Origin of the sequence: Draconibacterium orientale, assembly GCF_900111425.1 — a bacterium.
Lineage (GTDB): Bacteria > Bacteroidota > Bacteroidia > Bacteroidales > Prolixibacteraceae > Draconibacterium > Draconibacterium orientale.
This window is the reverse complement of sequence record NZ_FOHT01000008.1, coordinates 14,184-39,080: the sequence shown is the minus strand read 5'-3', so window position 1 is coordinate 39,080 and position 24,897 is coordinate 14,184. Positions and strand designations below refer to the sequence as shown.

The 24,897-nt window shown below is 42.5% G+C and carries 18 protein-coding genes; 9 read left to right on the top strand and 9 right to left on the bottom strand.

Features of this window, described 5'->3' with window-relative positions; all coding sequences use genetic code 11:
- Window positions 1–37 precede the first annotated feature (37 nt).
- On the top strand, window positions 38–1,333 hold the full coding sequence (locus BMW53_RS06335; protein WP_038556553.1) for a UDP-N-acetylmuramoyl-tripeptide--D-alanyl-D-alanine ligase: 1,296 nt from the start codon (window positions 38–40) through the stop codon (window positions 1,331–1,333).
- On the opposite strand, the gene trxA is transcribed toward BMW53_RS06335, so the two are convergent.
- Complete coding sequence (gene trxA / locus BMW53_RS06330) at window positions 1,326–1,697, bottom strand: thioredoxin (RefSeq protein ID WP_038556556.1); 372 nt, start codon at window positions 1,695–1,697, stop codon at window positions 1,326–1,328. The two genes, BMW53_RS06335 and trxA, sit on opposite strands and share 8 nt — an antisense overlap.
- A 174-nt stretch (window positions 1,698–1,871) precedes the next feature.
- On the opposite strand from trxA, the gene BMW53_RS06325 reads away from it, so the two are divergent.
- Window positions 1,872–3,281, top strand: a complete 1,410-nt coding sequence (locus BMW53_RS06325) for a CCA tRNA nucleotidyltransferase (protein ID WP_139178038.1) — start codon at window positions 1,872–1,874, stop codon at window positions 3,279–3,281.
- Here BMW53_RS06325 and BMW53_RS06320 read toward each other — a convergent pair.
- The 4 genes from BMW53_RS06320 to BMW53_RS06305 all read right to left on the bottom strand — a co-directional run bounded on the left by BMW53_RS06320 (window position 3,278) and on the right by BMW53_RS06305 (window position 8,417).
- Window positions 3,278–4,300, bottom strand: a complete 1,023-nt coding sequence (locus tag BMW53_RS06320; RefSeq protein ID WP_038556558.1) for an endonuclease/exonuclease/phosphatase family protein — start codon at window positions 4,298–4,300, stop codon at window positions 3,278–3,280. The genes BMW53_RS06325 and BMW53_RS06320 overlap by 4 nt on opposite strands.
- 1 nt (window position 4,301) lies before the next feature.
- On the bottom strand, window positions 4,302–5,741 hold the full coding sequence (locus BMW53_RS06315; RefSeq protein WP_139178037.1) for a hypothetical protein: 1,440 nt from the start codon (window positions 5,739–5,741) through the stop codon (window positions 4,302–4,304).
- A 96-nt stretch (window positions 5,742–5,837) separates the two neighbouring features.
- Window positions 5,838–7,289 carry a sodium:solute symporter gene (locus tag BMW53_RS06310; protein WP_038556560.1) on the bottom strand — a complete coding sequence of 484 codons (1,452 nt, stop codon included), beginning with the start codon at window positions 7,287–7,289 and terminating at the stop codon, window positions 5,838–5,840.
- A 9-nt stretch (window positions 7,290–7,298) separates the two neighbouring features.
- Complete coding sequence (locus tag BMW53_RS06305) at window positions 7,299–8,417, bottom strand: exo-beta-N-acetylmuramidase NamZ family protein (protein ID WP_217642899.1); 1,119 nt, start codon at window positions 8,415–8,417, stop codon at window positions 7,299–7,301.
- A 222-nt stretch (window positions 8,418–8,639) separates the two neighbouring features.
- Here BMW53_RS06305 and BMW53_RS06300 point away from each other — a divergent pair, with 222 nt between their 5' ends.
- The 4 genes from BMW53_RS06300 (at window position 8,640) to BMW53_RS06285 (ending at window position 14,267) form a co-directional block, all read left to right on the top strand.
- Window positions 8,640–11,591 carry a serine hydrolase domain-containing protein gene (locus tag BMW53_RS06300; RefSeq protein WP_038556564.1) on the top strand — a complete coding sequence of 984 codons (2,952 nt, stop codon included), beginning with the start codon at window positions 8,640–8,642 and terminating at the stop codon, window positions 11,589–11,591.
- 262 nt (window positions 11,592–11,853) lie between these two features.
- Window positions 11,854–12,105 (top strand): hypothetical protein, encoded by a 252-nt coding sequence (locus BMW53_RS06295; RefSeq protein WP_038556566.1) that lies wholly within the window; start codon window positions 11,854–11,856, stop codon window positions 12,103–12,105.
- A gap of 89 nt (window positions 12,106–12,194) precedes the next feature.
- Window positions 12,195–12,989, top strand: coding sequence for a 3-keto-disaccharide hydrolase (locus tag BMW53_RS06290; RefSeq protein ID WP_051567648.1), 795 nt, complete (start codon window positions 12,195–12,197; stop codon window positions 12,987–12,989).
- A 72-nt stretch (window positions 12,990–13,061) separates the two neighbouring features.
- Window positions 13,062–14,267: a uracil-xanthine permease family protein gene (locus BMW53_RS06285; RefSeq protein WP_038556568.1), complete on the top strand. Its 1,206-nt coding sequence runs from the start codon at window positions 13,062–13,064 to the stop codon at window positions 14,265–14,267.
- A 400-nt stretch (window positions 14,268–14,667) separates the two neighbouring features.
- Here BMW53_RS06285 and BMW53_RS06275 read toward each other — a convergent pair whose 3' ends face one another.
- The gene (locus BMW53_RS06275; RefSeq protein WP_038556571.1) at window positions 14,668–15,441 is read right to left on the bottom strand and encodes a TIGR03915 family putative DNA repair protein; all 774 of its coding nucleotides are present in this window, start codon (window positions 15,439–15,441) and stop codon (window positions 14,668–14,670) included.
- A gap of 57 nt (window positions 15,442–15,498) precedes the next feature.
- Entirely contained in the window at window positions 15,499–16,788 is a 1,290-nt protein-coding gene (locus BMW53_RS06270; protein ID WP_038556574.1) for a putative DNA modification/repair radical SAM protein, read from the bottom strand.
- Between the two features lie 237 nt (window positions 16,789–17,025).
- On the opposite strand from BMW53_RS06270, the gene BMW53_RS06265 reads away from it, so the two are divergent.
- Together BMW53_RS06265 and amrS are read left to right on the top strand one after the other, a co-directional pair.
- Complete coding sequence (locus BMW53_RS06265) at window positions 17,026–17,826, top strand: XRE family transcriptional regulator (RefSeq protein WP_038556576.1); 801 nt, start codon at window positions 17,026–17,028, stop codon at window positions 17,824–17,826.
- 60 nt (window positions 17,827–17,886) lie between these two features.
- On the top strand, window positions 17,887–18,894 hold the full coding sequence (amrS, locus tag BMW53_RS06260; RefSeq protein ID WP_038556578.1) for an AmmeMemoRadiSam system radical SAM enzyme: 1,008 nt from the start codon (window positions 17,887–17,889) through the stop codon (window positions 18,892–18,894).
- On the opposite strand, the gene BMW53_RS06255 is transcribed toward amrS, so the two are convergent.
- Window positions 18,887–19,801: a Ppx/GppA phosphatase family protein gene (locus BMW53_RS06255; RefSeq protein ID WP_038556580.1), complete on the bottom strand. Its 915-nt coding sequence runs from the start codon at window positions 19,799–19,801 to the stop codon at window positions 18,887–18,889. The two genes, amrS and BMW53_RS06255, sit on opposite strands and share 8 nt — an antisense overlap.
- A 218-nt stretch (window positions 19,802–20,019) precedes the next feature.
- Between BMW53_RS06255 and queG the strand changes: the two genes are divergently transcribed.
- A complete protein-coding gene (gene queG / locus BMW53_RS06250) occupies window positions 20,020–20,943 on the top strand; it encodes a tRNA epoxyqueuosine(34) reductase QueG (RefSeq protein WP_038556582.1) in 924 nt (307 codons plus the stop codon).
- A 57-nt stretch (window positions 20,944–21,000) separates the two neighbouring features.
- Here queG and BMW53_RS06245 read toward each other — a convergent pair whose 3' ends face one another.
- On the bottom strand, window positions 21,001–24,774 hold the full coding sequence (locus tag BMW53_RS06245) for a beta-galactosidase small subunit-related protein (protein ID WP_051567649.1): 3,774 nt from the start codon (window positions 24,772–24,774) through the stop codon (window positions 21,001–21,003).
- Between the last annotated feature and the right edge of the window lie 123 nt (window positions 24,775–24,897).

The following is a 24,897-nucleotide window of genomic DNA, read 5'->3' as shown; positions in this document are numbered from 1 at the left end:
GCTTTTTTTATGCCAAATTGAATCGTATTTTTGCGTTATGACAAGTATTGAAACTATCTACAGTTGTTTTCTAAAATCAACACAAGTATCTACCGATAGCCGCAAAATTGAAAATGGCTGTATTTTTTTCGCCTTAAAAGGTGCCAATTTCAATGGCAATAAATATGCCCACGATGCCCTGAAAAAAGGAGCAGCATATGCCGTTGTTGATGAAGCAGAATACGCTACCAATGACAAAATTCTGCTGGTAGAAGATGTTTTAACCGCATTACAACAACTGGCTTATCATCACCGAAAACAACTAAAATTACCCATACTTGCCATTACAGGAACCAACGGAAAAACAACCACAAAAGAGTTGATCTCAACCGTGCTTGCTAAAAAATTCAGAGTTAGCTTTACCCAGGGGAATTTAAACAACCATATAGGAGTTCCGTTAACGCTGCTTTCAATGAATAAAAACACCGAATTTGGCGTGGTGGAAATGGGAGCCAATCATCCCGGTGAAATTGCCGATTTGTGTAAAATTGCCGATCCTGATTTTGGAATTATCACCAATATTGGCCGGGCACACCTCGAGGGTTTTGGTTCGTTTGAAGGTGTAATAAAAACCAAAGGCGAATTGTACGATTATCTCGGCAAAAAGAATGGAGTTGTTTTTTACAATGCCGATAATAAATTACTTGAGGAACTTGGAGCAGAACTTCCCAAACGTATTTCTTACGGCAAAGAAAATGCGTCGTTTACCGGAGAAACCATCCAGAGTCCACCGTTTATTCATGTAAAAGCCAACTTTAAAAAGGGCGTGCTTTACCTGAACAGCAATTTAATTGGCGATTTTAATTTCGAAAATATTTTGGCAGCTGCCTGCATCGCAAATTATTTTGATGTTGATCCCTTAAAAATTCAGCAAGCAATTAAAGAATACCACCCCACCAACAATCGTTCGCAGTTAATAAACAAAGGCGAAATAAAAATTATAATGGACGCCTACAATGCCAATCCCACAAGTATGGCAGCATCCATCGTAAGTTTTCTGGAGAATCTGAAAGGCGACAAATACCTTATTCTTGGCGACATGCTTGAGCTTGGAGAATATTCAGAGGAAGAACATACTAAAATCGTTGAGTTGATTCCCGAAGATTTGAAAAGCAGCACTTTTTTGGTGGGTAACGAATTCTCGAAAGTCAACACCGGGGAAAGCATAAAATCCTTTATTCATGTTGACGACTTATGTACTTACCTTAAAAATAAGCCCATAAAAAACGGGAACATTTTAATAAAAGGTTCCCGTGGTATTCAGCTTGAAAAAGTACTTGATCTTCTTAATTAGCCTGAGGTTTTTCAACTTTCAGCACGTCAGAAATTGCTTTTTCGAAAGTTTGTTTCGGAAGTGCTCCCATTGCCATTTGTGGTTGTCCGTCTTGCGGCACAAACAGTAACGACGGGATACTTTGCACACCAAACATTCCGGCTAATTCCTGTTGCTCTTCAGTGTTCACTTTGTAGATTACGATACTGTCGCCATACTCCGATTGCAACTCTTCCAAAACGGGCGCTACCATTTTACATGGGCCACACCAATCGGCGTAAAAGTCAATCAAACATGGCTTCTCGCCTTCGTATTTCCACTCTTTATTTGTTTCAAAATTGAAAACTTTCTCTTTAAATGTTTCTTTCGTTAAATGTTCCAACATGATTTTATATTTTCAGTATTTATATATCTATTTATTTCGATATTTACATGTCAAAGATAATACCAAATTTTGAAATCCCAAGTTACTACTTAATTTCAACTAAATAATTGTAATTTTGTCACGATTTTTACCAAAGTGGCAGATTTGTCCATTTTGAAATACGATTTTTGTCAGATGAATAGCAAGCTAAAAGAGAAGATTTTCAAAGATATACAGGCAGTTGCCGACCGTGCTGAAACAGAAACTTATGTAATTGGAGGATATGTACGCGATCTGTATCTCGAACGCCCATCAAAAGATATCGACATTGTCACCATTGGCAGTGGCATCGATTTCGCCAACGAAGTGGCCAAAAATTTAAAGCCGCGCCCACGAGTTAATGTATTTAAAAACTTCGGCACAGCCATGTTAAAATACAAAGACCTGGAGATTGAATTTGTAGGTGCCCGCAAGGAGTCGTACCAACGCAACTCGCGCAAACCGATTGTGGAAGACGGCACGCTGGAAGACGATCAGAACCGCCGCGATTTTACCATCAACGCCATGGCTTTTCGCTTAAACGGCGATCGTTTTGGCGAACTAGTCGATCCGTTTAACGGAATGGATGATTTGAATAACAAGATCATTCGCACTCCGCTCGATCCTGATGTGACTTTCTCCGACGATCCCTTGCGCATTATGCGTGCCATTCGTTTTGCCACTCAGCTCGATTTTGAAATTGAGAATGAAACGCTAAAAGCAATTACCAGAAATAAAGACCGTATTAAAATCGTTTCTGCCGAGCGCATAATCGAAGAGCTGAATAAAATTATTATGGCTCCGAAACCGTCAAAAGGGTTTCGATTATTGGAAGAAACCGGTTTGCTGGCAATAATTTTCCCCGAATTGCAGCATATGAAAGGCGTTGAAAGAGTAAACGGCATCGGCCATAAAGACAATTTCTACCATACCATTGAGGTGCTCGACCGTTTGGTGCCCAACTCCGATAATCTGTGGTTACGCTGGTCGGCTTTATTGCACGACATTGCCAAACCCAGAACAAAACGTTTTGTTGAAGGCCTGGGCTGGACTTTTCACGCGCATAATTTTATTGGTGTAAAGATGATTCCCAAGATTTTTAAACGCATGAAACTGCCCCTGAATGAAAAGATGAAATACGTTCAGAAAATGGTAGGCCTGCACATGCGGCCAATTGTACTGTCGGAAGATATTGTAACCGACTCGGCAGTGCGGCGCCTGCTTTTTGAGGCCGGTGATGACATTGATGATTTAATGACACTTTGCGAGGCCGATATCACATCGAAGAATCCGGAGAAGGTAAAACGCTACATGAAAAACTTCAAAGTGGTTCGGCAAAAGTTAAAGGAAATTGAAGAGAAAGATGCGGTTCGTAATTTCCAGCCTCCGGTTGACGGCGACCTTATAATGAAAACTTTCGACTTGTCGCCATGTCGCGAAGTTGGCCTGCTGAAAGATGCCATTAAAGAAGCTATTTTAGATGGCGAGATTCATAATAATTTCGAGGAAGCGTTTGCTTTTATGATGAAAAAAGCAGAAGAAATGGGGCTGAAAGCAAAAGATTAATCCACCTGCAAGTTTAACAGAACCGGCAAATGGTCGCTAAATCCGCCATTGTAGCGGTAGCCCGTGTAAGTACGATGCAACTTGCGGCCACCACGCGTCTCATCAAGCTCGAATAAAAAGGGCAATTTGCAAATTGTTGCATTTTCAGGGTAGGTTCTTAACCCATTCGTTGCGAACAGTAAACCCGGCGAAACAATAATCTGGTCGAAAACAAACCATTGTCCCTGGTACTTTAAAGTCCCCTCCTCTTGCTTTGTCCAGGGCAACGAGAGATTGAATAACCCAGCAGATTCGTGTTTTATAGGATCTTCGGCACCGAGACCCTGCGATATGCTTTCGTCGTTGGGCTGATCGTTAAAATCGCCCACAATTACCACTTTTGCCTTTTCATTTTTTTGGACAATTTTTTCGTATTTCGATAAAAGTAAACGCGCTGCTTGCTGACGTGCCGGTCGTGTTTTCAACAAACCCGAATAACGCGATGGCCAATGATTTACAAACACATGAATAGAATCTCCACCACTTACAGTTCCAAGAACATAAAGAATTTCCCGACTTCTACGAATGCCGGCATTTTTATCTTCCAGCGGATAATAGGTGTAATCGAGCGGATAAAAGGTTTCGGAATTATATACCAGCGCCACATCAATACCTCGCGGATCAGGACTCTCTTTGTGGATAATTTTGTAAGGCGTAGTTTTTAGCGGCGTATCTTTGGTAAGCTTTTCCAGCACATAACGGTTCTCGATTTCTGCCAAAGCAATTAAATCGGGCATTTGCCAACCACCTGCATTCAAAATTACTTTCGAGATATTATTGATTTTCTTTTCAAAACGTTTGCGGGTCCAGTGACGCTCGCCTGCTGGCGTAAATTCATCATCGGCAGTTAACGAATCGTTTCGCACATCAAACAGGTTTTCTACATTGTAAAAGAGTATTGAGTATTCGGCACCATTATTTTGTGCATTGCTTTTTGCAATGAGCAGAATCAGGGATAAACAAAAAAGGAAGTATTTCATTTTACTTTTCAATGCGTTCGTATGCTCCCAGGTCGGGGCCATCTTCGCCAGTTCGGCTTCTGTTCAGCAGATCAACTGGAAACTTTTCAGAATACTTTGTTGTTCCCACATCTTTTGCTGCCGATAACGTATCCAACTCGAAGTTGTAATCATCATACGGATCAACAAATCGCGGATCAAATTCTATCCCGATCATCGCATTAATGTAATGGTTTGTATTGCTCGTATCCAAGGTATCGGGTGCCTGAATAATGCAATGGTCGAACAGGTAATTGAATGTGTTTTTTTCGTTATTACCCAACTCCAGTTCGTTGCCAATATTACCATAAATAATACTGTTGCCAAAAGTTGCCTTCGTCAAATCACCATTATACGAAACTTGTTCGCCGTTTGAGTTTTCAACAACCAGCACATTCGAAACAACCAACGATGGTGTAGTACGCACAGCCTGCCCATAATTACCCCAATAGTTGGCAATAGTTGAGTGGTAAAATTCATATTCGCCCCCAACCAACAGTGCTGCTCCATAAAATCCGCAATTGGCAATCAGTGTGTTATAGGAATAAACCTTCGACTTCAATGCAAAAATTCCTGCATAAGCCATATTTTCAATTTTGGAATTGGTAAGTGCTACCGTGGCATAACCTTCGTTTTCAATGGTTCCCACCTGTAAACCAATATTGGCATTTTTAATGGTGGTAAAATTGAATACGTTATCATGACTACCGGAATACAACACTATTCCATTCCACTGGTCGGGAATATCTTCATACGATGGCTCCAAACGGTCGGCCCGGAATATAATCGGCAATTCAAATGTTCCATCGGCAACTACATTTCCCCGAACATACATTCCGGCGCCTTTGTGGAAGTATATTTTTGTTCCCGGCTCAATTGTTAGCGTCGAAGTACTGTCAACATAGGCATAATCGTAAACCAGATAAGGTTTTTCAGCCGTCCAGGTAGTTGTTTTAATCCGTTCGCTTTTTATCAGCTTAAAATCCTGCCCGTAAGCTTCCAGCTTTATACTTTGAAAATTTGTGTTGGTTGTAAATTCAATGGAATCCTGCACAACCATTGGCAAATTTTGTCCGTTCGGGTCGATGGTTACTTCAACAAAAATGTAGATACTGTCTCGTGCCGGTAATGTAACTTCGTAAAGCTCACTATACATCTCGCCATTAATGTTTAACCTGAAGTTTGAGGCATCGCCTCCTGCCAGCCTAATACGCGAAATTAAAACATCTTCGTCGTATGGATTACTAACCGTAAAACGACGTGTTGTTGAGCCAATAGATGTAAAAATGGTATCGAATGTTACCGTGTCAGCAGAAAACTTAAGCTGCGCATCGGTAGATGTCAAATATCCCTCATCCTCGCATGAGAAAAGCATGACAAGCACAAGGGCTGTAGCCAGTATTTGAAGTAAATATTTAACCAATTCGAATTAATTTATATCCTTATAACGTCCACTTTTCGCCGTTATTTTACAAATATAAAAAATCAATTCACAATTTTTAACATTTCTTTGCAATCCTTAGCCATTAACTACATTTTTTTCAGAAATAAATAATAAACCAAGCATTGTTATTGCCCCATTCAGAATAAGCAATTCGAATCCAAACTGATAACCATTAAAAAGCACCTCGGAGTAGCTGGAAATAAAATAGCACAAAACGGGTGCAAAAATGCCAATGTACGGCACCCATTTATCGTTTACTTTTCGTGTTGAATACATGCCAAAAAGGAATAACCCTAAAATAGGACCATAAGTATATCCGGCAACTGTAAACACAGCCACCACAATACTTTGATTATTAATGGCATCGAAAACAAGTATTACCACTATCAACAGCACTGAAAACATCAAGTGCGACAACATTTTTATACGGCGTTTCTTTTCTTCAGGGTATTTGTGTATTTTCAGGAAATCGACCGTAAACGAAGTTGTTAACGCGGTTAATGCCGAATCGGCGCTTGAATAGGCAGCGGCGGTAATACCCAACAAAAAGGCAATTCCCACCGGCAACCCAAAATATTTTAAAGCCAGCATCGGGTAAAGGTCGTCGGTATTCTCCGGGATGCTAATTCCATGCTCGCGGGCAAAAATGTACAACATTACTCCCAGGCTCAGAAACAACACCACGGTAAAAAGAAACGACAAACTAAACACCAGCATATTTTTCTGGGCTTCCCACTTATTTTTGCATGTCAGGTTTTTTTGCATCATATCCTGGTCCATACCAACCATAACAATGGTAATAAACATTCCGGAAACAAACTGCTTAAAAAAGTTATTTCCCGAGCGCCAGTCCCAAAAGAAAAGTTGCGAGTTACTGTCATCAGCAATGGTTTTCACCAGTCCCGACAAATTCAAATCCAGGCTTCGCGAAATGGCTACAATGGTAAAAATAACCGCACTTACCAAAAAGAGTGTTTGCAATGTATCGGTCCAAACAATGGTTTTAATACCTCCTTTAAAAGTATATACCCAAATGAGTGCGATGGTAACAATTACGGTTAACGAAAACGGTATTTTAAACGCATCGAAAAAGGCGATTTGCAGAACACCCGCCACCAAAAATAACCGGAATGCTGCCCCAATCAGTTTCGAGATCAAAAAGAAAAAGGAGCCGGTTTTGTATGATCGTGGTCCAAAGCGTTCATCAAGAAACGAATAAATGGAAACCAGGTTGAGCCGATAATACAAAGGTAGCAAAATACCCGCGACAAGCCAGTAGCCCACAAGGTTGCCAAGAACAAACTGCAGGTACGAAAAGGCCGAATTACCTACTTCTCCCGGAACAGAAATAAAAGTTACTCCCGAAAGCGTGGCTCCAACCATACCAAAGGCCACCAAATACCAAGGCGATTTTCGGTTTGCAGTAAAAAAGGCCTGAGTATCGGCTTTTCGCGCGGTTAACCACGAAATAAAAATCAGTACTAAAAAATAACCAAGTACAATTCCCAGAACTAAATATGGACTCATAATTTTTGTTTATTCGAAATCGGGGTATAATAAATATTTTTTTCTCAGTAGTTTAAATTCTTCCAGGCCGGGCTGCCAGCTTTCAATAATTTCAGCTTCGCTTTTCCCTTCTCTTATTTGTTTGATCATCGAATCGGTTCCGGCAAGCAGATTCAGCCAGCGTTCGCGCGTGAGAAAATCGGCTTCATTCTCGTATTTTTCATAGAAGTCGAGGAAGTATTTCAAAGTGAATTTTGGTGTTTCTTCCAAAGTTCGTAAATCAACACCGTAACATTTTTTGTCTTTATTCAGCGGGTTTATCGCCACTCCGGGAATGCTTCTCGGAGTAAATTCAAAGCTGCCGAGATTTTCGTTTAAACCACCCAATGCCTGGAACGGGAAATCGGTTCCGCGCCCAACACTTACGCTGGTTGCTTCAAAAAAGCACAACGACGGATATAAGCGCACCGAAAGATCGTTGGGTAAATTTGGCGACGGGCGCACCGGCAAAGAATACGCCATTTTATGATCGTAATTTTTTACCGGTATTACCGTAAGATCACATTTTTTACCGGCTGCATGCCAGCCTTCGTCATTGATCATATTTGCGAGTTCGCCAACGGTACATCCATGCACAATAGGAATAGGATCGAGACTTACAAACGACTCAAAACCTGCTTCACGGATTGGGCCGGCAACATAATCGCCATTCGGATTTGGGCGGTCGAATACAATTAGCGGAATATTGTACTCAGCACACGCCTCCATAACGTAATGCATAGTTGAAATGTAGGTGTAAAACCGGCATCCTACATCCTGAATATCGAAAATCACGACATCCAGTCCATCAAAATGTTCGGCAGTTGGTTTTTTATTTTTACCGTAAAGTGAAAAAACTGGTAAGCCCGTGCTTTTATCCACCCCGTCTTCTACTTCTCCTCCGGCAGATACATCGCCTCTAAAACCATGTTCAGGCGCAAATATTTTTTTTATGTCAACGTGTTGTTTCAATAAAAAATCAACCAGATGATCGCCGTTAGCAATAGATGTGTTGTTAACCACCAAGCCTACATTTTTGTCTTTCAATGCATCTAAATATAGCGAAGTACGCTCCGCTCCTACAATAATTTCATTATCTTGCAGTGCCATGCAACCGCTGGCTGAGATCCATAAAACAAACGCTAAAAAAATCCTGAACATAGGCTTTAAAATATTACATTTGGCGAGCGAAGATAGTTTTTAAATTTTTTAGAAAGCAACGTTTTAGTTAAAAAATTGAACCTGAAACGAAATAAAATTATCATGCGCTATTTGTACTATTTTATTTCGATGAACGTTTAACGTGTAGCACAAATTTTTAGCGAATTTTTAATGATGAAACCAACACCTGCAATATTTCTATTTTTTATCCTACTGGTAGTTTTCCAAGTAAACAGTACCTCGGCCCAGGAACCTCCGTTTTTGCAATACAAGAACGATGAATGGGTAAACCGGCAACTCGAAAACATGAGTTTAGAAGAGCGAATTGCCCAACTAATGATGATTACCGTTTATCCCAAACAAAACGATGCCGCCAAAGCTATTTTCAAGAAAAGAATACAGGATTGGAAACCTGGCGGAATTTTGGTAATGCAAGGCTCGCCAACAAAAAATGCCGATTGGATCAACCAGTTTCAGGAAGCTTCCGAAACACCACTTCTGGTAGCTATCGATGGCGAATGGGGACCAGCCATGCGAACCGACAGTACCATTGTTTATCCTTATGCGCAGTCGCTGGGAGCAGTGCAAGACACTTCCCTCCTCTACCAAATGGGACAAGATTTTGCCAGCCAGTTAAAACGTATGGGAATTCAAATGAATTTTGCTCCGGTTGCCGACATCAATACCAATCCGTTCAACCCGGTTATCGGGTATCGGTCGTATGGCGAAGACAGACACAATGTAGCTGAAAAATCGTGGATGGTGGCTAAAGGAATGCAGGATAACCATGTTATTCCGGTGGCCAAACATTTCCCGGGGCATGGCGATACCAAAACCGACTCGCACAAAACACTGCCGCTTATTCCGCATTCGAAAAGCCGCATCGACAGTATTGAAAGTTACCCGTTCCGTTATTTATCGGATAAAGGAATTGCAGGAATTATGTCGGGGCACTTAAATGTTCCTTCGCTCGACGATTCCGGAATTACCTCATCGCTTTCGAAAAAAGTAATTACCAGCTATTTAAAAGAGGAAATTGGCTACAAAGGTTTTGTGGTAACCGATGCCATAACCATGAAAGGAGTACAAACCACAGCCGGCAGAGCTGAACTGGAAGCCCTGATTGCCGGAAACGACATGATAGAATTTGTTGATGATGTAAGTAAAGCTGTTGCAACAATTAAAGAAGCAATTGCCAATGGCGAAATTACCGAAGCTCAGATTAAAGAAAAGTGCCGAACTGTTTTGGCACTAAAACGCTGGGTGGGACTAAACAACTACCAACCGGTAGATTTAAAAAATATTACCGCCGACCTTAACGCGCCCAAATACCAGGTTACCAACCGAAAACTGATTAAAAAATCGATGACGGTTGTTGTTAATAACGACAGTACACTTCCGGTGCAGAATTTGGAGAAACGCACCATAGCAACAATAATGATTGGCGGCAACCAAAAATCTGCCTTCCAAAATACCCTGGAAAAATATACTGGCATGGATCATTATTGGCTACCAAAAGATGCCACAGAGCAGGTCTGGGCAAACCTTCGCAAAAAGCTTGATAACTATAACTTTGTTATTGCCGGCATTACAGGAATTAACAAATACTCATCGAACGAATACGGTATTTCCGAAATACAAAAGCAAGCAGTTATTGATCTTATACATGAACAAAACGTGGTATTTACGCTTTTCGGAAACGCTTATGCATTGAAATACTTTGCCAACATTCATCATGCCGATGCACTGATAGTAGCGCATCAGGATAATGAACTGACTCAGGAATTGGCTGCGCAGCTTGTTTTTGGTGCATTTAAAGCCAACGGAAAACTTCCGGTTACTTCCGACAGACGCTTTAAAGCCGGCGACGGATTGGAAGTTCAGCCCAACCAAACTTTTTCGTACACCATTCCCGAAGAGGCCGGAATGAGTTCGGCTATTCTGAACCGGAAAATCGATTCGCTGGCGAATCTCGGCATTTCGGAAGGTGCATACCCCGGCTGCCAGGTGTTGGTGGCCAAAAACGGGCAGGTGGTTTTTCACCAATGCTACGGTTTTCAAACCTACGACAGTATTTACCCGGTAAACCAAAATAATATTTACGACTGGGCATCGGTTACCAAAGTTACCGGTCCGCTACCGGCAATTATGCGCCTGGTTGACGAGGGAAAAATGAACGTTGATGATAAGTTTAGTAAATACTGGCCCGATTTTATGGGCAGCAACAAAGAAAACCTGAGCTTTCGTGAGATTTTGGCGCACCAGGCGCGTTTGGCTTCGTGGATCCCTTTCTGGACAATGACTGTGCAGGAAGACGGAACACTCGATAAAAATGTGTTTAAAGATCATCCTTCGCCACTTTTTGATATTCGCGTATCAGAACGCTTGTGCATGAATCACGCTTTCAGAAAAACAATGTTCGACACCATCCGGACTTCGGAACTGTTGCACAGAAAAAAATACCTGTATTCGGGATTGAGTTTCTACCTCTACCCCGACATTATTGAAAACCTTACCGGCACTGCATACGAATCGTATGTGAAAAATACATTCTACCGGCCATTGGGGGCGCATACCATTACTTTTAATGCCTATAAACATTTTCCGCTTAGCCAGATTATTCCTACCGAAACCGATGACTTTTTCAGGATGGAGAAACTGCGCGGTTATGTGCACGACGAAGGAGCTGCAATGATGGGTGGCGTATCGGGGAATGCCGGGTTATTTGGCTCTACAAACGACCTTGCCAAAGTATTTCAAATGTATTTGCAGAAAGGATATTTTGGAGGACGGCGTTATATCTCCGACTTGACGCTAAACGAATTTACACGCATTCAATATCCCGAAAACAAAAACCGCAGAGGTTTGGGTTTCGACAAGCCCATGATCGATAATGACAAAAACGAACTGGAAGATGCCTACCCTGCCGTGTCGAGCAGCAAAAGCAGCTTTGGCCACAGCGGATACACCGGAACTTTTGCCTGGGCCGACCCCGAAAACGGACTGCTCTACATCTTTATGTCGAACCGCGTTTACCCCACCCGCGAAAACAGTAAACTCTACGAGTTGAACATCCGCACAGCCATGCATCAGGCCATTTACGACAGTATTATTTCTGAATAAATCCGGCCGGCAAACTTCCCTTAAAAAATGTTAACAAGCTCCCGAAAACAACCTGTTTTACAACATATCAGAGAAACGCACAAGCACTAATCTTCAACAACTTACAACTTGACAAACACCGAAATAATACACATAATTTAGCTCTTGTGTTATAACAATTAACAATAGCTGTTCATGACGCTTTTATTATTAAATTATTAATTATACTTTTAAAGCACGTTCTTTACAAATACAATTTTTATTAATTAAATACCACAGCGATATGGAAAAAAGAATAACATTTAACGAGCTGCGAAAAATTAAAGACAGCTTACCTGACGGTTCGATTAGACAAATAGCGCAAGAGTTTGAATTAAAAGAAGAAACTGTCAGGAATTATTTCGGAGGCGCTAACTACACCGATGGAAAAGCAGTGGGAATACACATGGAGCCGGGACCAAACGGAGGAATTGTTCTCCTGGATGATACGGCAATTTTGGAACGAGCGCAGCAATTAGCTGGCACAGCGGTTTAATAGAGAAAAAAATAAAAATATTTAAGAAACTGTCCTATATTTATGGGGCAGTTTTTTTTTTATGTCAATCATATCTAAACCTTTAACTGATGAAGAAATTTACATTTTTTATTTCAATTGCATTTCTAACGGTCTTATTTAGTTCGTGCGAAGCACCCTGGCAGCCGTTGTTTAACAGTGAAAATCTCGATGGTTGGGAAACCTACATCGGAACTCCGCTTACCGGATTCGAAGATAATCATGCGCAAGCCACTCCCGAAAAAGTTTTCCAGGTTGTTGATGTAGATGGCGAAAAGCTTATTCACATTTCCGGAGAAGTAAACGGCTCGCTGGCTACTGTTGATACGTTTGCCAACTACCACCTGGAATTGGTTTTTAAGTGGGGCGAACAGGTTTACACTTCCAGAAACAGCGGCCTGCTCTATCATAGTTTTGGTGAATTTGGCGATGCACTGGGCACCTGGATGACCAATATCGAGTGCCAGCTGATGCACGAAAACCTGGGAGATACTTACCTGATGAACAACACCTGCTGCGAAACTGAAGCCACACAAACTGATAAAGGTTTTCAATTCTCAAAAGGCGGAGAACTTACTCAATTTGGAAAGGATTTTAATGGCCCCGGCATAAAAAAGGCGGTTGATGCTGAAAAACCACTGGGCGAATGGAACACTGTTGAATTGTATAGCGTTGGCCGTACAACTGTACATGTGGTAAACGGACAAGTTACCATGGTAAATACCAACACCGGAATTAATGAAGACGGACAAATAAAACCGTTAAGCTCGGGGAAAATCCAAATCCAATCCGAAGGCGGCGATTTATTTATAAAATCAGTTCGGATAAAACCGATTAAGGAAATTCCTGCCGAAATCCTTCAATAAAAATATATTTTATACCCGTTTCTTTCCCAAACGGGTATATTTTTGCGCAAATTTTAAACAAAAACAAAAAACATGAGTGGTAAAACTTTACGTGAGCAGTTAACCTTTAAAAACACCGTTTTGGGTGTGCAGTTCTTATTTGTGGCCTTTGGAGCTACCGTTTTGGTACCCTTGCTTGTTGGCATCGACCCCGCCGTTGCACTTTTTACAGCAGGTATTGGCACACTGCTTTTTCATTTAATTACCAAAGGACAGGTACCTGTTTTTCTGGGTAGCAGCTTTGCTTTTATTGCACCAATTATTGAAGCCACAAAACTTTATGGCTGGGCCGGTACACTTTCAGGAATTATTGCTGTTGGTATAGTTTACGGCGTAGTTTCTGCACTGGTTAAATTACGTGGATTAACCTTTGTCGAGCGCCTTTTCCCATCGGTTGTTGTTGGCCCCATCATCCTGCTAATTGGATTATCGCTGGCCTCTACAGCTGTTGACATGGCAAAAACCGACTGGCTGATTGCTGTAGTTTCGCTACTTACAGCCGTTACCGTAGTTATTTTCGGCAAAAAGATGATCAAACTGATCCCTATTTTCATTGCCATAATTGTAGGTTATGTGCTTTCCATAATAATGGGGAAAGTTGATTTTACGCCAATTAAAGAAGCCGCATGGATAGGTTTGCCAGAGTTTACCACTCCTAAATTTAGCTGGCAGGCTATTTTGTATATGATACCGGTAGCCATTGCCCCGATTATTGAGCACGTAGGCGATATGTATGCCATTGGTGGTGTATGCGACAAAAACTTTATTGAAAAACCAGGTTTGCACCGTACACTGCTTGGCGATGGTATTGCCAGCGCACTGGCGGGTTTTTTCGGAGGTGTGCCTAACACCACTTACTCGGAAGTAACCGGAGCCATAACTCTTACTAAAGTTACCAATCCATTTATTTTACGCATAGCGGCCATAACCGCAATTGTTTTTGCTTTTGTTGGAAAAATCAGTGGTTTCCTGAAAACCATTCCTCAAGCCGTGTTGGGCGGAATTATGCTTCTGCTTTTTGGAATGATTGCTTCTATCGGTATTAAAACGCTGGTTGATTCAAAAACCAACATGAGTGAAACCCGTAACCAGGTTATCGTTTCAATTGTTCTTACTGTTGGAATTGGAGGCGCCGTTATTTCTTACGGAACCTTCTCGCTGGCCGGAATTGGTTTGGCTGCTGCAGTTGGTATTATCCTTAATTTGATTTTACCGGCAACTAAAAAAGAAGATTTATAAGAAGCTTCGAGTAGCTAGTCGCTAGCTTCGAGATAAAAAAGGATCGGATCTTGTACAAGATCCGATCCTTTTTCTTTGTCCCATAGGAAACTGTATCTAAACTCTATTTCTGACATTCCCTGGTGCGGACAGCTTGTCATAAATTCATTTTTAACTTTCCGCGCCTGCGGAAACTTTGTTTTGAATTCATTTCCAACTTTCCGGGCTTCCGGAAACTTTGTTTTGAATTCATTTCTAACTTTCCGCGCTTGCGGAAAGCCTGTTTGCAGTTGAGTTTGGCCTTTCCGCATACGCGGAACATCGTATAGTTTTTTTTACTTCATCTTCCAGGCAAGCAGCGCTTCTCCCTGCCGGATATAAAGCACACCATTAGCACGAAACTTAATTTCTCAGCATGCCATTAATTCGCCTCCTGCTTTTCGGGCAGATAACGCCAAAAGCGTCGTGGCATATGCTGGCGTTGCAGTTTCAGGTTTTTGCGTTCTTCAATAGTGATGTGTTTAAAGTACGATCGCCACAGCTTTTGATAAAAATCTTCGCCCTCGTGCAGCAGCTCCTCTTTCACCTGGCCGTTGTAGGCATTAAACTGTTTTTTCGTTAGAACCACCTCTTCTACCTTGTCGTTACCATACAAAATTCCGTAGTTGCGCCGCAAATCGTAGATCAGCCAGCGTTGGTCGGTAAAACGTTTTTGGTAATGATTAATAATGAGCGGAATGACATCGTATTTGGGTTCGATACCACAAAAATACATCCGGTCTTTGGTACGCTGAAACCGCACAAACTGCATCATGCGCATGGCTTCCTTTTTCACCTTTTGAGATGCTTGTGTGAGGTGCAACACATCGGGGTCGCCATAATCGGTTTCCAGATTCAGGTGCCCGCTGAACATGCGGCGTAAGAAACGGTAGATCTTCATTTCAATCCCCAACTCTTCCGACAAGTACGCATAAAAAAGCAGCTGCTTGTTTTTTCCAGACAGGTGTTTCTGAATGCCTTTCCAAACCCGCTCAGCCTTCTGGGGATTGGTTGCAATATCAATGCTTTCAACAAAAAGGTAACGCTGCTCGCCATAACGCGAACAAATATCAACCGGAAAATCCTTTCGGCTGTAACAATCGAAAACGCAGGTTAAAAACCCCTCAAAAGTACTATCATAGGTGTATATTTTCATAACCGGATGCTGGATTTTTGGATACTCGATTCTGGATGCTGCGACTGAAAACTGTGACTAATGTAACGTTGGCAACACCGGTTTAAAATCGGCAAACAGCTTCAACTGGGTATCGAGCGATTTTTTATATTTCGAGTTCATTTCACACAATAATTTATGCTTTAATCGTTGCGGCTCCCAGTCTGCTTTATGGGCAGGCAGCTCGTTGCAGGTAATAAAATATTTAGCACGCTTCATTACTATCCCCAATTTTTTCAGGTGAAGCGAATTTAACCGGCGGTGTTTACGTGCCAGAATAATCTTTTGTGCCGACTGCACCCCAACTCCGGGAACGCGAAGAATCATTTCGTAATCGGCACGGTTAATATCCACCGGAAACAGGTGCATATTTCGCAGGGCAAACCCGAGCTTCGGATCGACATCCAAATCAAGAAAAGGCTGATCTTCGCTCAAAATCTCTTCGGCTTTAAAATGATAAAAACGCATTAACCAATCGCTTTGATACAGCCGATTTTCGCGCACCAGCGGCGGCCGGTTAATCGCAGGCAAACGCTCATCATAACTATTCACCGGCAAGTAACCCGAAAAATATACACGTTTCAGGTTTTGCTTTTTGTATAAGCCCGACGACAGCAAAATAATCTGCCGGTCGGTTTCGGGTGTGGCTCCAACAATTAATTGTGTACTTTGCCCGGCCGGAGCAAAACGAGGTGCCTTTCGGTACTTTTTTCGTTCTTCCTTAGCCACAAGAATTGAGTCGCGAATTTGCCCCATGGGGGTAATAATATCGGGGTAGTTCTTTTCCGGTGCCAGTTTTTTTAGGTTCGGCTCTGTCGGGATTTCCATGTTCACACTCAGTCGGTCGGCCCAAATGCCGGCTTCTTGTATCAATTCGCTACTTGCTCCCGGAATGGCTTTCAAATGAATGTAGCCGTTAAAGTTCTCTTCATTGCGCAATTTTTTTGCCACCAACACCATTCGCTCCATAGTGTAATCAGCACTTTTTATAACCCCCGAGCTCAGAAACAAACCTTCGATATAATTCCGGCGATAGAAACCAATGGTAAGATCCACAATTTCCTGTGCCGTAAAAGTAGCCCGCTGCCGGTCGTTCGTGCGGCGGTTAATACAATAGGCACAATCGTAAATACAATTGTTGGTCATCAGTATTTTAAACAGGCTCACACAGCGGCCGTCTTCGGTAAAACTGTGGCAAATACCACAGCCCAGACTGTTGCCAATTCCTTTGCTTGTGTTGCCCCGGCTACTTCCACTCGAAGCACACGACACATCGTATTTTGCAGCGTCGGATAATATTTTCAGTTTTTCATGTACCGATTCATTCATGCTCGCTCATCTCATATTTCAGTTTTTAGTCAAAAAAATCCCCGGCGTTTCTGCCAGGGATTGGGAACCTCAGTTCTTTTTTCGGGTTTCAACATCTAGGAACATTAAGGAAATATGTTGATCTGTAACAAATACACTTTTTGATAATTATCTTATCATTTTAGACGATAATAAATTAATCATTTCTTTTTAAACTGCAAGAATATTTTTTACTTTTGAAGAAATAATTTTTCACACATGAATTACTTTGGCAAGAATATCAAGCTGTTACGAAAACGAAAAAAACGCACTCAAAACGAGGTGGCTGTAGCGCTGGAGTTAAAGCGAACGTCGGTAAATGCACTCGAAAACGAGATTAGCCAACCCACGGTTTCGCACCTACAGGCTTTTTCGAAATATTTTGGCATTGCCATCGATACACTGATTAATGTGGATATGCAACAATTATCAGAGAGTCAGTTTGCCGATCTGCAAAATGGTTTTGATGTGTTTATACGCGGCTCGAAATTGCGGGTAATTGCCACAACGGTAGATTCGGAGAACAACGACAATATTGAGTTTGTAAACGAAAAAGCCCAGGCCGGATATGTGAATTGTTTTGCCGATCCGGAATACATTGGCAAGCTTCCGGTTTTTCAGTTACCCTTTTTATCGAAAGAAAAAAAGTACAGGGCTTTTACCATCGAAGGCGACTCCATGTTGCCCATCCCCGCCGGATCGATCGTAATTGGCGAATTCATTCAGGATTTCTTCAATATAAAAAGCAACAATGCCTATATTATTGTTACACGCGACGAAGGAATTGTTTTTAAAGTGGCTCATAATAATATTGAAACCGAACACTCGCTGCACCTGGTTTCGCTGAACAAAGCATTTGAACCTTACAACCTGCCGATTGCTGAAGTTACCGAAGTATGGAAATTTGTGTGCTACCTGAACACCACTATCCCCGAGCCGGAGCCGGACATTAGTGTACTGATGAAGCAAATGAACGACATGCAACAAGCCATTAAAAAGCTCGGATCGAAAATTGAATAAGGCTAAAGAAACTACTCTCGTTCTCCTTTCGTAAGGTTAAAAAAGGTTTGATAACGAGATATGCACGAAGCTTTATTCTATAGTAAAACAACGAACGGACAAGTTGAGTGCGAACTTTGCCCGTGGAACTGTATTTTATCCGACAGCCAAACCGGAATTTGCAAGGTACGCACCAACCACGGTGGTGTATTAATTACCGAGGTGTATAATAAAGTGGCCGCACTCGGCTCCGATCCCATCGAAAAAAAACCACTTTACCATTTCTACCCCGGGAAAAACATTCTTTCGGTTGGCGAAGTGGGTTGTAACCTGCAGTGTAGCTTTTGCCAGAACCACAGGATTTCGCAATGCAAAGCTTCTGAGTTCTCCGGCTTTCATAACATCAGCAGTAAAAAAATTGTAAAAGAGGCGCTGAAAACCTGGAACAACATCGGCATTGCTTACACCTACAACGAACCTTTTACTTTTTACGAATTTTTATTGGAGACTGCACAACTGACTCATTCAAAAGGATTAAAAAATGTAGTAGTCTCCAACGGTTATATCAACGAAAAACCCTTACAAAAACTGTTACCATTTATTGATGCTTTTAACATCGATCTGAAAGCTTTCTCTAACGACTTTTATAAAAAATACACCAAAGGAAAATTACAACCGGTTTTAAACACATTAAAACAAATTGCTGAAAGTCCGGCTCATCTTGAAATTACAACGCTTGTTATTCCCGGCTTGAATGATGATATCACCGAATTTGAAAGCATGGTAAATTGGATCGCTACCGAATTGGGAGAATCCGTACCGCTGCACCTTTCGCGCTACTACCCACAATACAAATTAAATGCACCGGCCACGTCAATAGAAACTTTAATTACGTTGTACGATGTGGCAAAAACACAACTTCAGCATGTTTACCTGGGGAATGTAAGCGACAAAGAACGTTCAACCACTTACTGTGCCAACTGCAATGCGCCGCTTATCTCGCGAAACCACTACGATACAGAGATTATAACACTTGACGCAGACGGGAAATGTAAAAAATGCGGTGCGCCTGCTGCAGTAATTATTTAGCAATTAGTTCGTAAAGCACTCCCTCGCGCAAAGCAAAATCGGTTTGCACGATCTGTTTAATTCCAATCGCAGAAATCAGCGCTTCAATCAGGATTACTGCCGGCACAATTAAATCTACACGGACATAATCCATTCCTTTCATTTGCAAACGCTCGTCGCGGGTCGTTGGCAGCAGCTTTTCGTAAACCGCATAAAATTCCTCCAGCGTAACAACCTGTGTCACCCGTTGTTTCTCGCCTGGATTTACCTCATCAATCATATCGGCAATCGTATCAAAAGCTCCTGAACAGCCAATTAATGTTGCAACATTTTTTTCTTTACAATTCTGAATTGCCGTTTGATGTTCTTTAGCAAAGAACTGCTGAAGTTCGCGAATCTGCTCAACTGTTACCGGATCAGAAAGATCAAACGAATTAATGATGCGCGACATTCCGGTAGGTCGGCTTTCTTTCCAAAGAATCGTGTCGTTTTGCGTTAATATCAGCTCGTTACTTCCTCCGCCAATATCCAGAATTACAGCAGGAGACTCAATTTTTTCGAACGCCAGCAAAACACCTTTAAAAATGAGTTCAGCTTCGCGCTCGCCGGAAATAACTTCAACAGTACAATCGCAAATCTTTTCAATTGCTGCTACAAATCCGGCCTTATTATCGGCAGTGCGCACCGCCGATGTAGCCAAAACTTTTATTTCATCAACACCAAATGTGTCCATCACCTTTTTATGCGCAACAAATGCTGCCTTCGTCCGAAAAGTAGCCTCCTCACTTATCTGGTTATCCTTTATTTTTCCGTCGCCCAGTTTCACCATTTCCTTGCTTTGGTGCAGCAATTTGTAATCGGCACCATTCATTTCGGCAATAAGCAGGTTGCAGGTGTTTGTTCCTAAATCGATAACGGCAATGCGCATAAAATAATTTTGAAATGTTGAATGGCGACAAATTAAGACACCTTTGCTATAATATCCAAAGGTTTTCAGTTGAAAACATATTCCACAATTTTAAGTTTCTCGCAGATAACACAGAATAACGCAGATTCAGACCGCTTACAGCTTCTCTGTGAAAATCTGCGTTATCAGCGAGCAAATAATTTTAGTAATTATGCCGATTGTGCTATTTTGCAACCTAAATGCAACAGCAGTTAAAACAAAAAATACAATCGCTCGGATTTCTCAATCATGCCATTCTTCCCGTTTCGTTTTTGGAGGAAGAAGAACCGCGCCTGAAAACGTGGCTTGAAAACAATATGCATGGTGAAATGGGCTATATGAACCGTAATATCGACAAGCGGTTAAATCCATCGCTGCTGGTTGAAAATGCCAAAACAATTATTGTTGTGCTGCTGAACTATTTTCCGGAATCGACACAGGAAGATCCAACAGCACCGGTACTTTCGAAATACGCTTATGGCACCGATTATCATTTTGTGATGAAAGACAAACTGAAGGATTTACTTCAGTTTATTCAGGAAGAAATAGCGCCTTGCTCGGGGCGGCCATTTGTTGATTCGGCACCGGTTTTGGAGCGTTCTTGGGCAAAAAAAGCAGGCCTTGGCTGGGTAGGAAAAAACAGCAACCTTATCTCGCCCGAACATGGCAGTTTCTTTTTTATCGGCGAACTGCTTATCGATATCGAACTGCCTTATGATGATCCTAAACTGGTGCGCGACCACTGCGGGCGCTGCACAAAATGTATTGACGCCTGCCCCACAAAAGCCATTGTTGCCGAGCGCGTTGTTGATGCCCGAAGATGTATTTCGTACCAAACCATTGAAGTGCGCGGCGAAATGGATGCCGGTTTAAAAGGCCAATTTGAAAACCGGGTATTTGGCTGCGATATTTGCCAGGATGTGTGCCCGTGGAATTTAAAATCGGAACCACATAACGAAGCAGGCTTAAAACCTCATCCCAAACTTTTAACACTGCAGAAACAGGATTGGGAAACTATGGAACGCCCGCTGTTTAACGAGCTTTTTAAAAACTCCGCCGTTAAACGTACCGGTTACAAGGGATTGTTGCGGAATCTGAAATTTTTGAAGGATCCTGGTTCCTAAACATCTGGGCAAATAAGTGATAGCCTCGCTTAGAGTGAGACTATCACTAGCTACATATTAATACGGTTTAATCGTTATCGTATACTTTTTCACATCGGGGCGCACCCGGTATTTTTGCAACTGGCGGATAGCGGTTCCCCCAACTCCCGAAACTTCGTAATCCACATTTAAAATGGTATTCGGCGCCTCCTCCAACTGGTAGGTGTACATTGCACGCGACAAATTATCGGTGGTGTATTTATGCAGGCTAAAATTCAACCATTCATTTCCTTCAATAAGCAACCCATGATCGTCATTGTTATGCACTTTTAGCCAGCGCACATCGCTGCGGTTACCGTACTCCTGCGGAATAATATAAGGCACATACATCGAATCGGCCGTTGAGTGATAAAATCCCATTTTTGCTCCTGTTTTGCGGTCGGGGTAGTTTTCAAATGGTCCACGCCCATACCATTCCACCTGGTTAAAACTTTTTGGCAACTGAAACTGCAGGCCAATCTTTTGCAACATTTCGGGCATTGGTCCATGCGGAATTACTTCCTGCTCTAACCGTATGCTTCCGTCGGCAGAAAATGTCCAGATTTGTTTTTGCTCGAAAGCCGAATAAAAAAACCACTGGTCTTTTCGTCTGGCCGGATCGAGACTTGAATTGGCAAACACATCCATTTTCAAAGTCACCTCGTTATGCTTCAACTGAAACAGCTCGTATTCCTCCAATTCTGAAATCAGGTCGCGCATTCCGAGTGTTCGCAACTGGTTATCGATACTACGCCCCAGTCCCGGTGTAATATTGCCGGTGCCAAACATGTAACTTCCCCACGGATCGATATCGTTGGCAATTGGTGCGCGCCAAACCATAAATTCCGGTCCGCCTTCCAGGTACTCAGCTCCCTTGTATTTTAACGACACAAAACTTCCTGTTTTTTTATCGATCGTATAATTAAAATCATTCCCGCTTATCCGTATGTAGTTTTCATCGTCTGTAGCAGTAACTTTTTCGTTGTTTCCCTCCTCATCAACAAAATAAAAATCGGTTGGTACGGGAAACTGTTCCCAGGCAATTTCGTGGCCTTTCGGTGCCCAGCTCAAATCGTCTTTTAGCACAAAGGAAATTTCCAGCAGACATTCTGTGGTCGATTCAATTCGCGGCCTACGGTAATCAATAGTTATTTCACCAGTTTCGCCTGCCGGAATATCGCAATTGAAAAATCCGCGCTGAGTGGTCTCACCATCCACCTTAATCTGCCAGAATCCTTCCAGCTCATTTAAATTTTTGAAATGATGACGGTTGGTCACTTTCAAAACTCCGTTTTCAATGTCAACAGCTTCAATTTTTATCGGTTGCCCCGATCGTTTTATCTGGTTTATTTCAGGCTGAACCGTTCTGTCGGGCCAGATAATTCCATACGTTCTTCCGCCTAAACCAACCGCATAAAAGTCACCAGCTTTTTCGTCTTCCTCAAAGTTCAAATGCAGCACTAAGCCCGCTTTTTCCTTCTGAATATTATTGATATTCACAGCCCGGTTAAACACCCGCACATCGTCGATCACCATTTTTGACAGGCGCCCCGAATGCTCGCCCTGATCCTGCGTTTCGGCCTCGCGGCCAATACAAAACGGGAACGGTGTAGAGTTAATATTCCCGGAAAACGAAGTTGTGCCTACCCGTTTATTATCGATGTAAAGCTGCAGCTGTCTTCCGTTGTAAATGCCGGTGATACGGTGCCAGTTTTCATAAAAATCTTCGCCGACTTTTGTTTTGGCCGAAATACGTTCGTTTCCAAACACATAAAATTCCAACGTTTCGTCATCCACCATTTGAATGCCGTAGCCGTGCGCTCCTTTCGCGACAAAAACATTGGGCTGTGGAATTTCGGATGGTTTCACCCAAAAATCAATGGTCAGCTGATTTCCGGTAATATCCAGGCTTGGATCGCGGTAGAACTCCACCCAATCGTCGTGCCCCGAGAATTCCAGTCCCCAGCCATAAGCGCCCTGCTGAAACATGGGGCGCCCCATAATTTGTCCGTCGTTTTTTTGTGGCGACAGATCAGGCAAAATCCAGCGTGGCGTTTTTATTCCCGGGCTGATCCAGTCCCAAATAGCGCCGCCTGTTAATCGCGGGTATTTCCAAATGTATTCCCAATATTCGTCCATGCCGCCAAGTCCATTTCCGGTTGCGGCCAGATACTCGTCCATAAACGAGGCACGTTTGTCGTTGGCAGGCAACACTTTGTCCTGCGCCAGGTTTTTATAATCAACCGGCACCCAGTAGCGCGGCCCCACCAAATCCTCGAAAGGAATGTAAAACGCATTTCCGCCATACATCCATGCCGGGCGACTGGGATCAATCGCCTTACCGGTTTTTATCACTTCGTTGATATTTTGTCCGCTGCCCGATTCGTTTCCGGCGCTCCAAACAATTACTGCCGGATGATTCCGGTCGCGATACACCAGTTTGCGCGAACGGTCGCGGTACATTTCTGTCCACTCCGCCTTTTCCGACAATCCCATATTGTTATGCGCCTCATCGCCTACTTCATCAAAAATGTACATCCCCAGCTCATCGGCCAAAGCAATATATTCAGGCGTTGGCGGATAATGACAGGTTCGCACACAGTTAATGTTGTGCTGTTTCATCAGCAACAAATCCTGCTTCAACGTTTCCAGCGGCACCGCCTGCCCGTGTTCGGGATGATGCATGTGGCTGTTTACGCCATTCAGTTTTACCGGAACACCGTTTACTGTCAAAATTTTATCCTTGTATCCCACCTCGCGGAAACCGATTTTTTGAGTGAATGCTTCGGTTACTTTTCCGTCGGCGTTTTTTAGCTGCACCAGCATTACAAAAAGATTCGGGAACTCGGCCGACCACTGCGGCGGATCAACAACCAAAGTTGACAACTGCACCTTAACATTTCCCAGCGAATCCACTTCAAAATCTTCGCAAAGCGCTCCGTCTTTTAAAATTGACCGGCCTTCCGGATCATAAACATCAACAGTTATTTCTCCTTTTTCTACTTCCGGCAGTTGATTCTGAATATGGGTTTCCACCCTTAAAGTTGCATCCTTATAATTTTCATCAAAATCGGTTACCACGTAATGGTCGTGAATAAATGTTTTGGGTTGCGCATACAATTTTACATCGCGAAAAATGCCCGACAAACGCCACATGTCCTGGTTCTCGAGATACGAACCATCAGAAAAACGAATCACCTGAACGGCCAGATCGTTTTCCCCTTCTTCAATAAACGGTGTGATATTAAACTCGGCCGGCTCAAAACCGCCTTGATTATAACCTACACATTGTCCGTTCACCCAAACATACGAGGCCGATTTTATGCCTTCAAAACGCAGCATCAACTCTTTTCCTTCCCAACTTTCAGGAACGGTAAATTTCTTTTTGTAACATCCGGTCGGATTGTAATAATCAGGAATATTGGGCGGATCATTCTCAAAAGAAATGGCCACATTCCGGAATTTCGGATGCCCGTAGCCTTCCATTTGCCAGTTGGATGGAACGTTAATTTCCTCCCACCCTGCTGCATCAAAACCGGGTTGCCAAAAATCTTGAGGCACCTGTTTTGGCGTTTCCACCCACTTAAATTTCCACTGCCCGTTTAGCAGCTGGTAGTTGTCGCATTTTCGCGGCATGTTCTGAATGGCATCATCGGCCGATGCGAAAGGAATATGAAACGCATGAGGCGCATTTTGTCCTTTTTCGAAAACAGCCGGATTTTGCCAGTCGTTTGGAAGAAAATCAACTTGCTGAGATAAAGTACTGAGATAAAATGTGAGAATAAAGAACAAGGTTATAGCTCGTTTCATCATAATTGTTGTTTGTTCGATTGTTACCGTTAAAAATACTTTTACTTCACGAGAAATACCAGAAAGATCAAATCTTTATCAGTAAAAGTGGAAAATTTGATAATGCTGTATCCAACCGAAAAAGAA

Coding starts and splice junctions, on each gene's coding strand:
- queG (WP_038556582.1), top strand. CDS start 20,020: ATGCAACAGCAGTTAAAACAAAAAATACAATCGCTCGGATTTCTCAAT.
- amrS (WP_038556578.1), top strand. CDS start 17,887: ATGCACGAAGCTTTATTCTATAGTAAAACAACGAACGGACAAGTTGAG.
- BMW53_RS06245 (WP_051567649.1), bottom strand. CDS start 24,774: ATGATGAAACGAGCTATAACCTTGTTCTTTATTCTCACATTTTATCTC.
- BMW53_RS06265 (WP_038556576.1), top strand. CDS start 17,026: ATGAATTACTTTGGCAAGAATATCAAGCTGTTACGAAAACGAAAAAAA.
- BMW53_RS06285 (WP_038556568.1), top strand. CDS start 13,062: ATGAGTGGTAAAACTTTACGTGAGCAGTTAACCTTTAAAAACACCGTT.
- BMW53_RS06275 (WP_038556571.1), bottom strand. CDS start 15,441: ATGAAAATATACACCTATGATAGTACTTTTGAGGGGTTTTTAACCTGC.
- BMW53_RS06270 (WP_038556574.1), bottom strand. CDS start 16,788: ATGAATGAATCGGTACATGAAAAACTGAAAATATTATCCGACGCTGCA.
- BMW53_RS06310 (WP_038556560.1), bottom strand. CDS start 7,289: ATGAGTCCATATTTAGTTCTGGGAATTGTACTTGGTTATTTTTTAGTA.
- trxA (WP_038556556.1), bottom strand. CDS start 1,697: ATGTTGGAACATTTAACGAAAGAAACATTTAAAGAGAAAGTTTTCAAT.
- BMW53_RS06255 (WP_038556580.1), bottom strand. CDS start 19,801: ATGCGCATTGCCGTTATCGATTTAGGAACAAACACCTGCAACCTGCTT.
- BMW53_RS06320 (WP_038556558.1), bottom strand. CDS start 4,300: ATGAAATACTTCCTTTTTTGTTTATCCCTGATTCTGCTCATTGCAAAA.
- BMW53_RS06295 (WP_038556566.1), top strand. CDS start 11,854: ATGGAAAAAAGAATAACATTTAACGAGCTGCGAAAAATTAAAGACAGC.
- BMW53_RS06290 (WP_051567648.1), top strand. CDS start 12,195: ATGAAGAAATTTACATTTTTTATTTCAATTGCATTTCTAACGGTCTTA.
- BMW53_RS06335 (WP_038556553.1), top strand. CDS start 38: ATGACAAGTATTGAAACTATCTACAGTTGTTTTCTAAAATCAACACAA.
- BMW53_RS06300 (WP_038556564.1), top strand. CDS start 8,640: ATGATGAAACCAACACCTGCAATATTTCTATTTTTTATCCTACTGGTA.
- BMW53_RS06325 (WP_139178038.1), top strand. CDS start 1,872: ATGAATAGCAAGCTAAAAGAGAAGATTTTCAAAGATATACAGGCAGTT.
- BMW53_RS06305 (WP_217642899.1), bottom strand. CDS start 8,417: ATGGCACTGCAAGATAATGAAATTATTGTAGGAGCGGAGCGTACTTCG.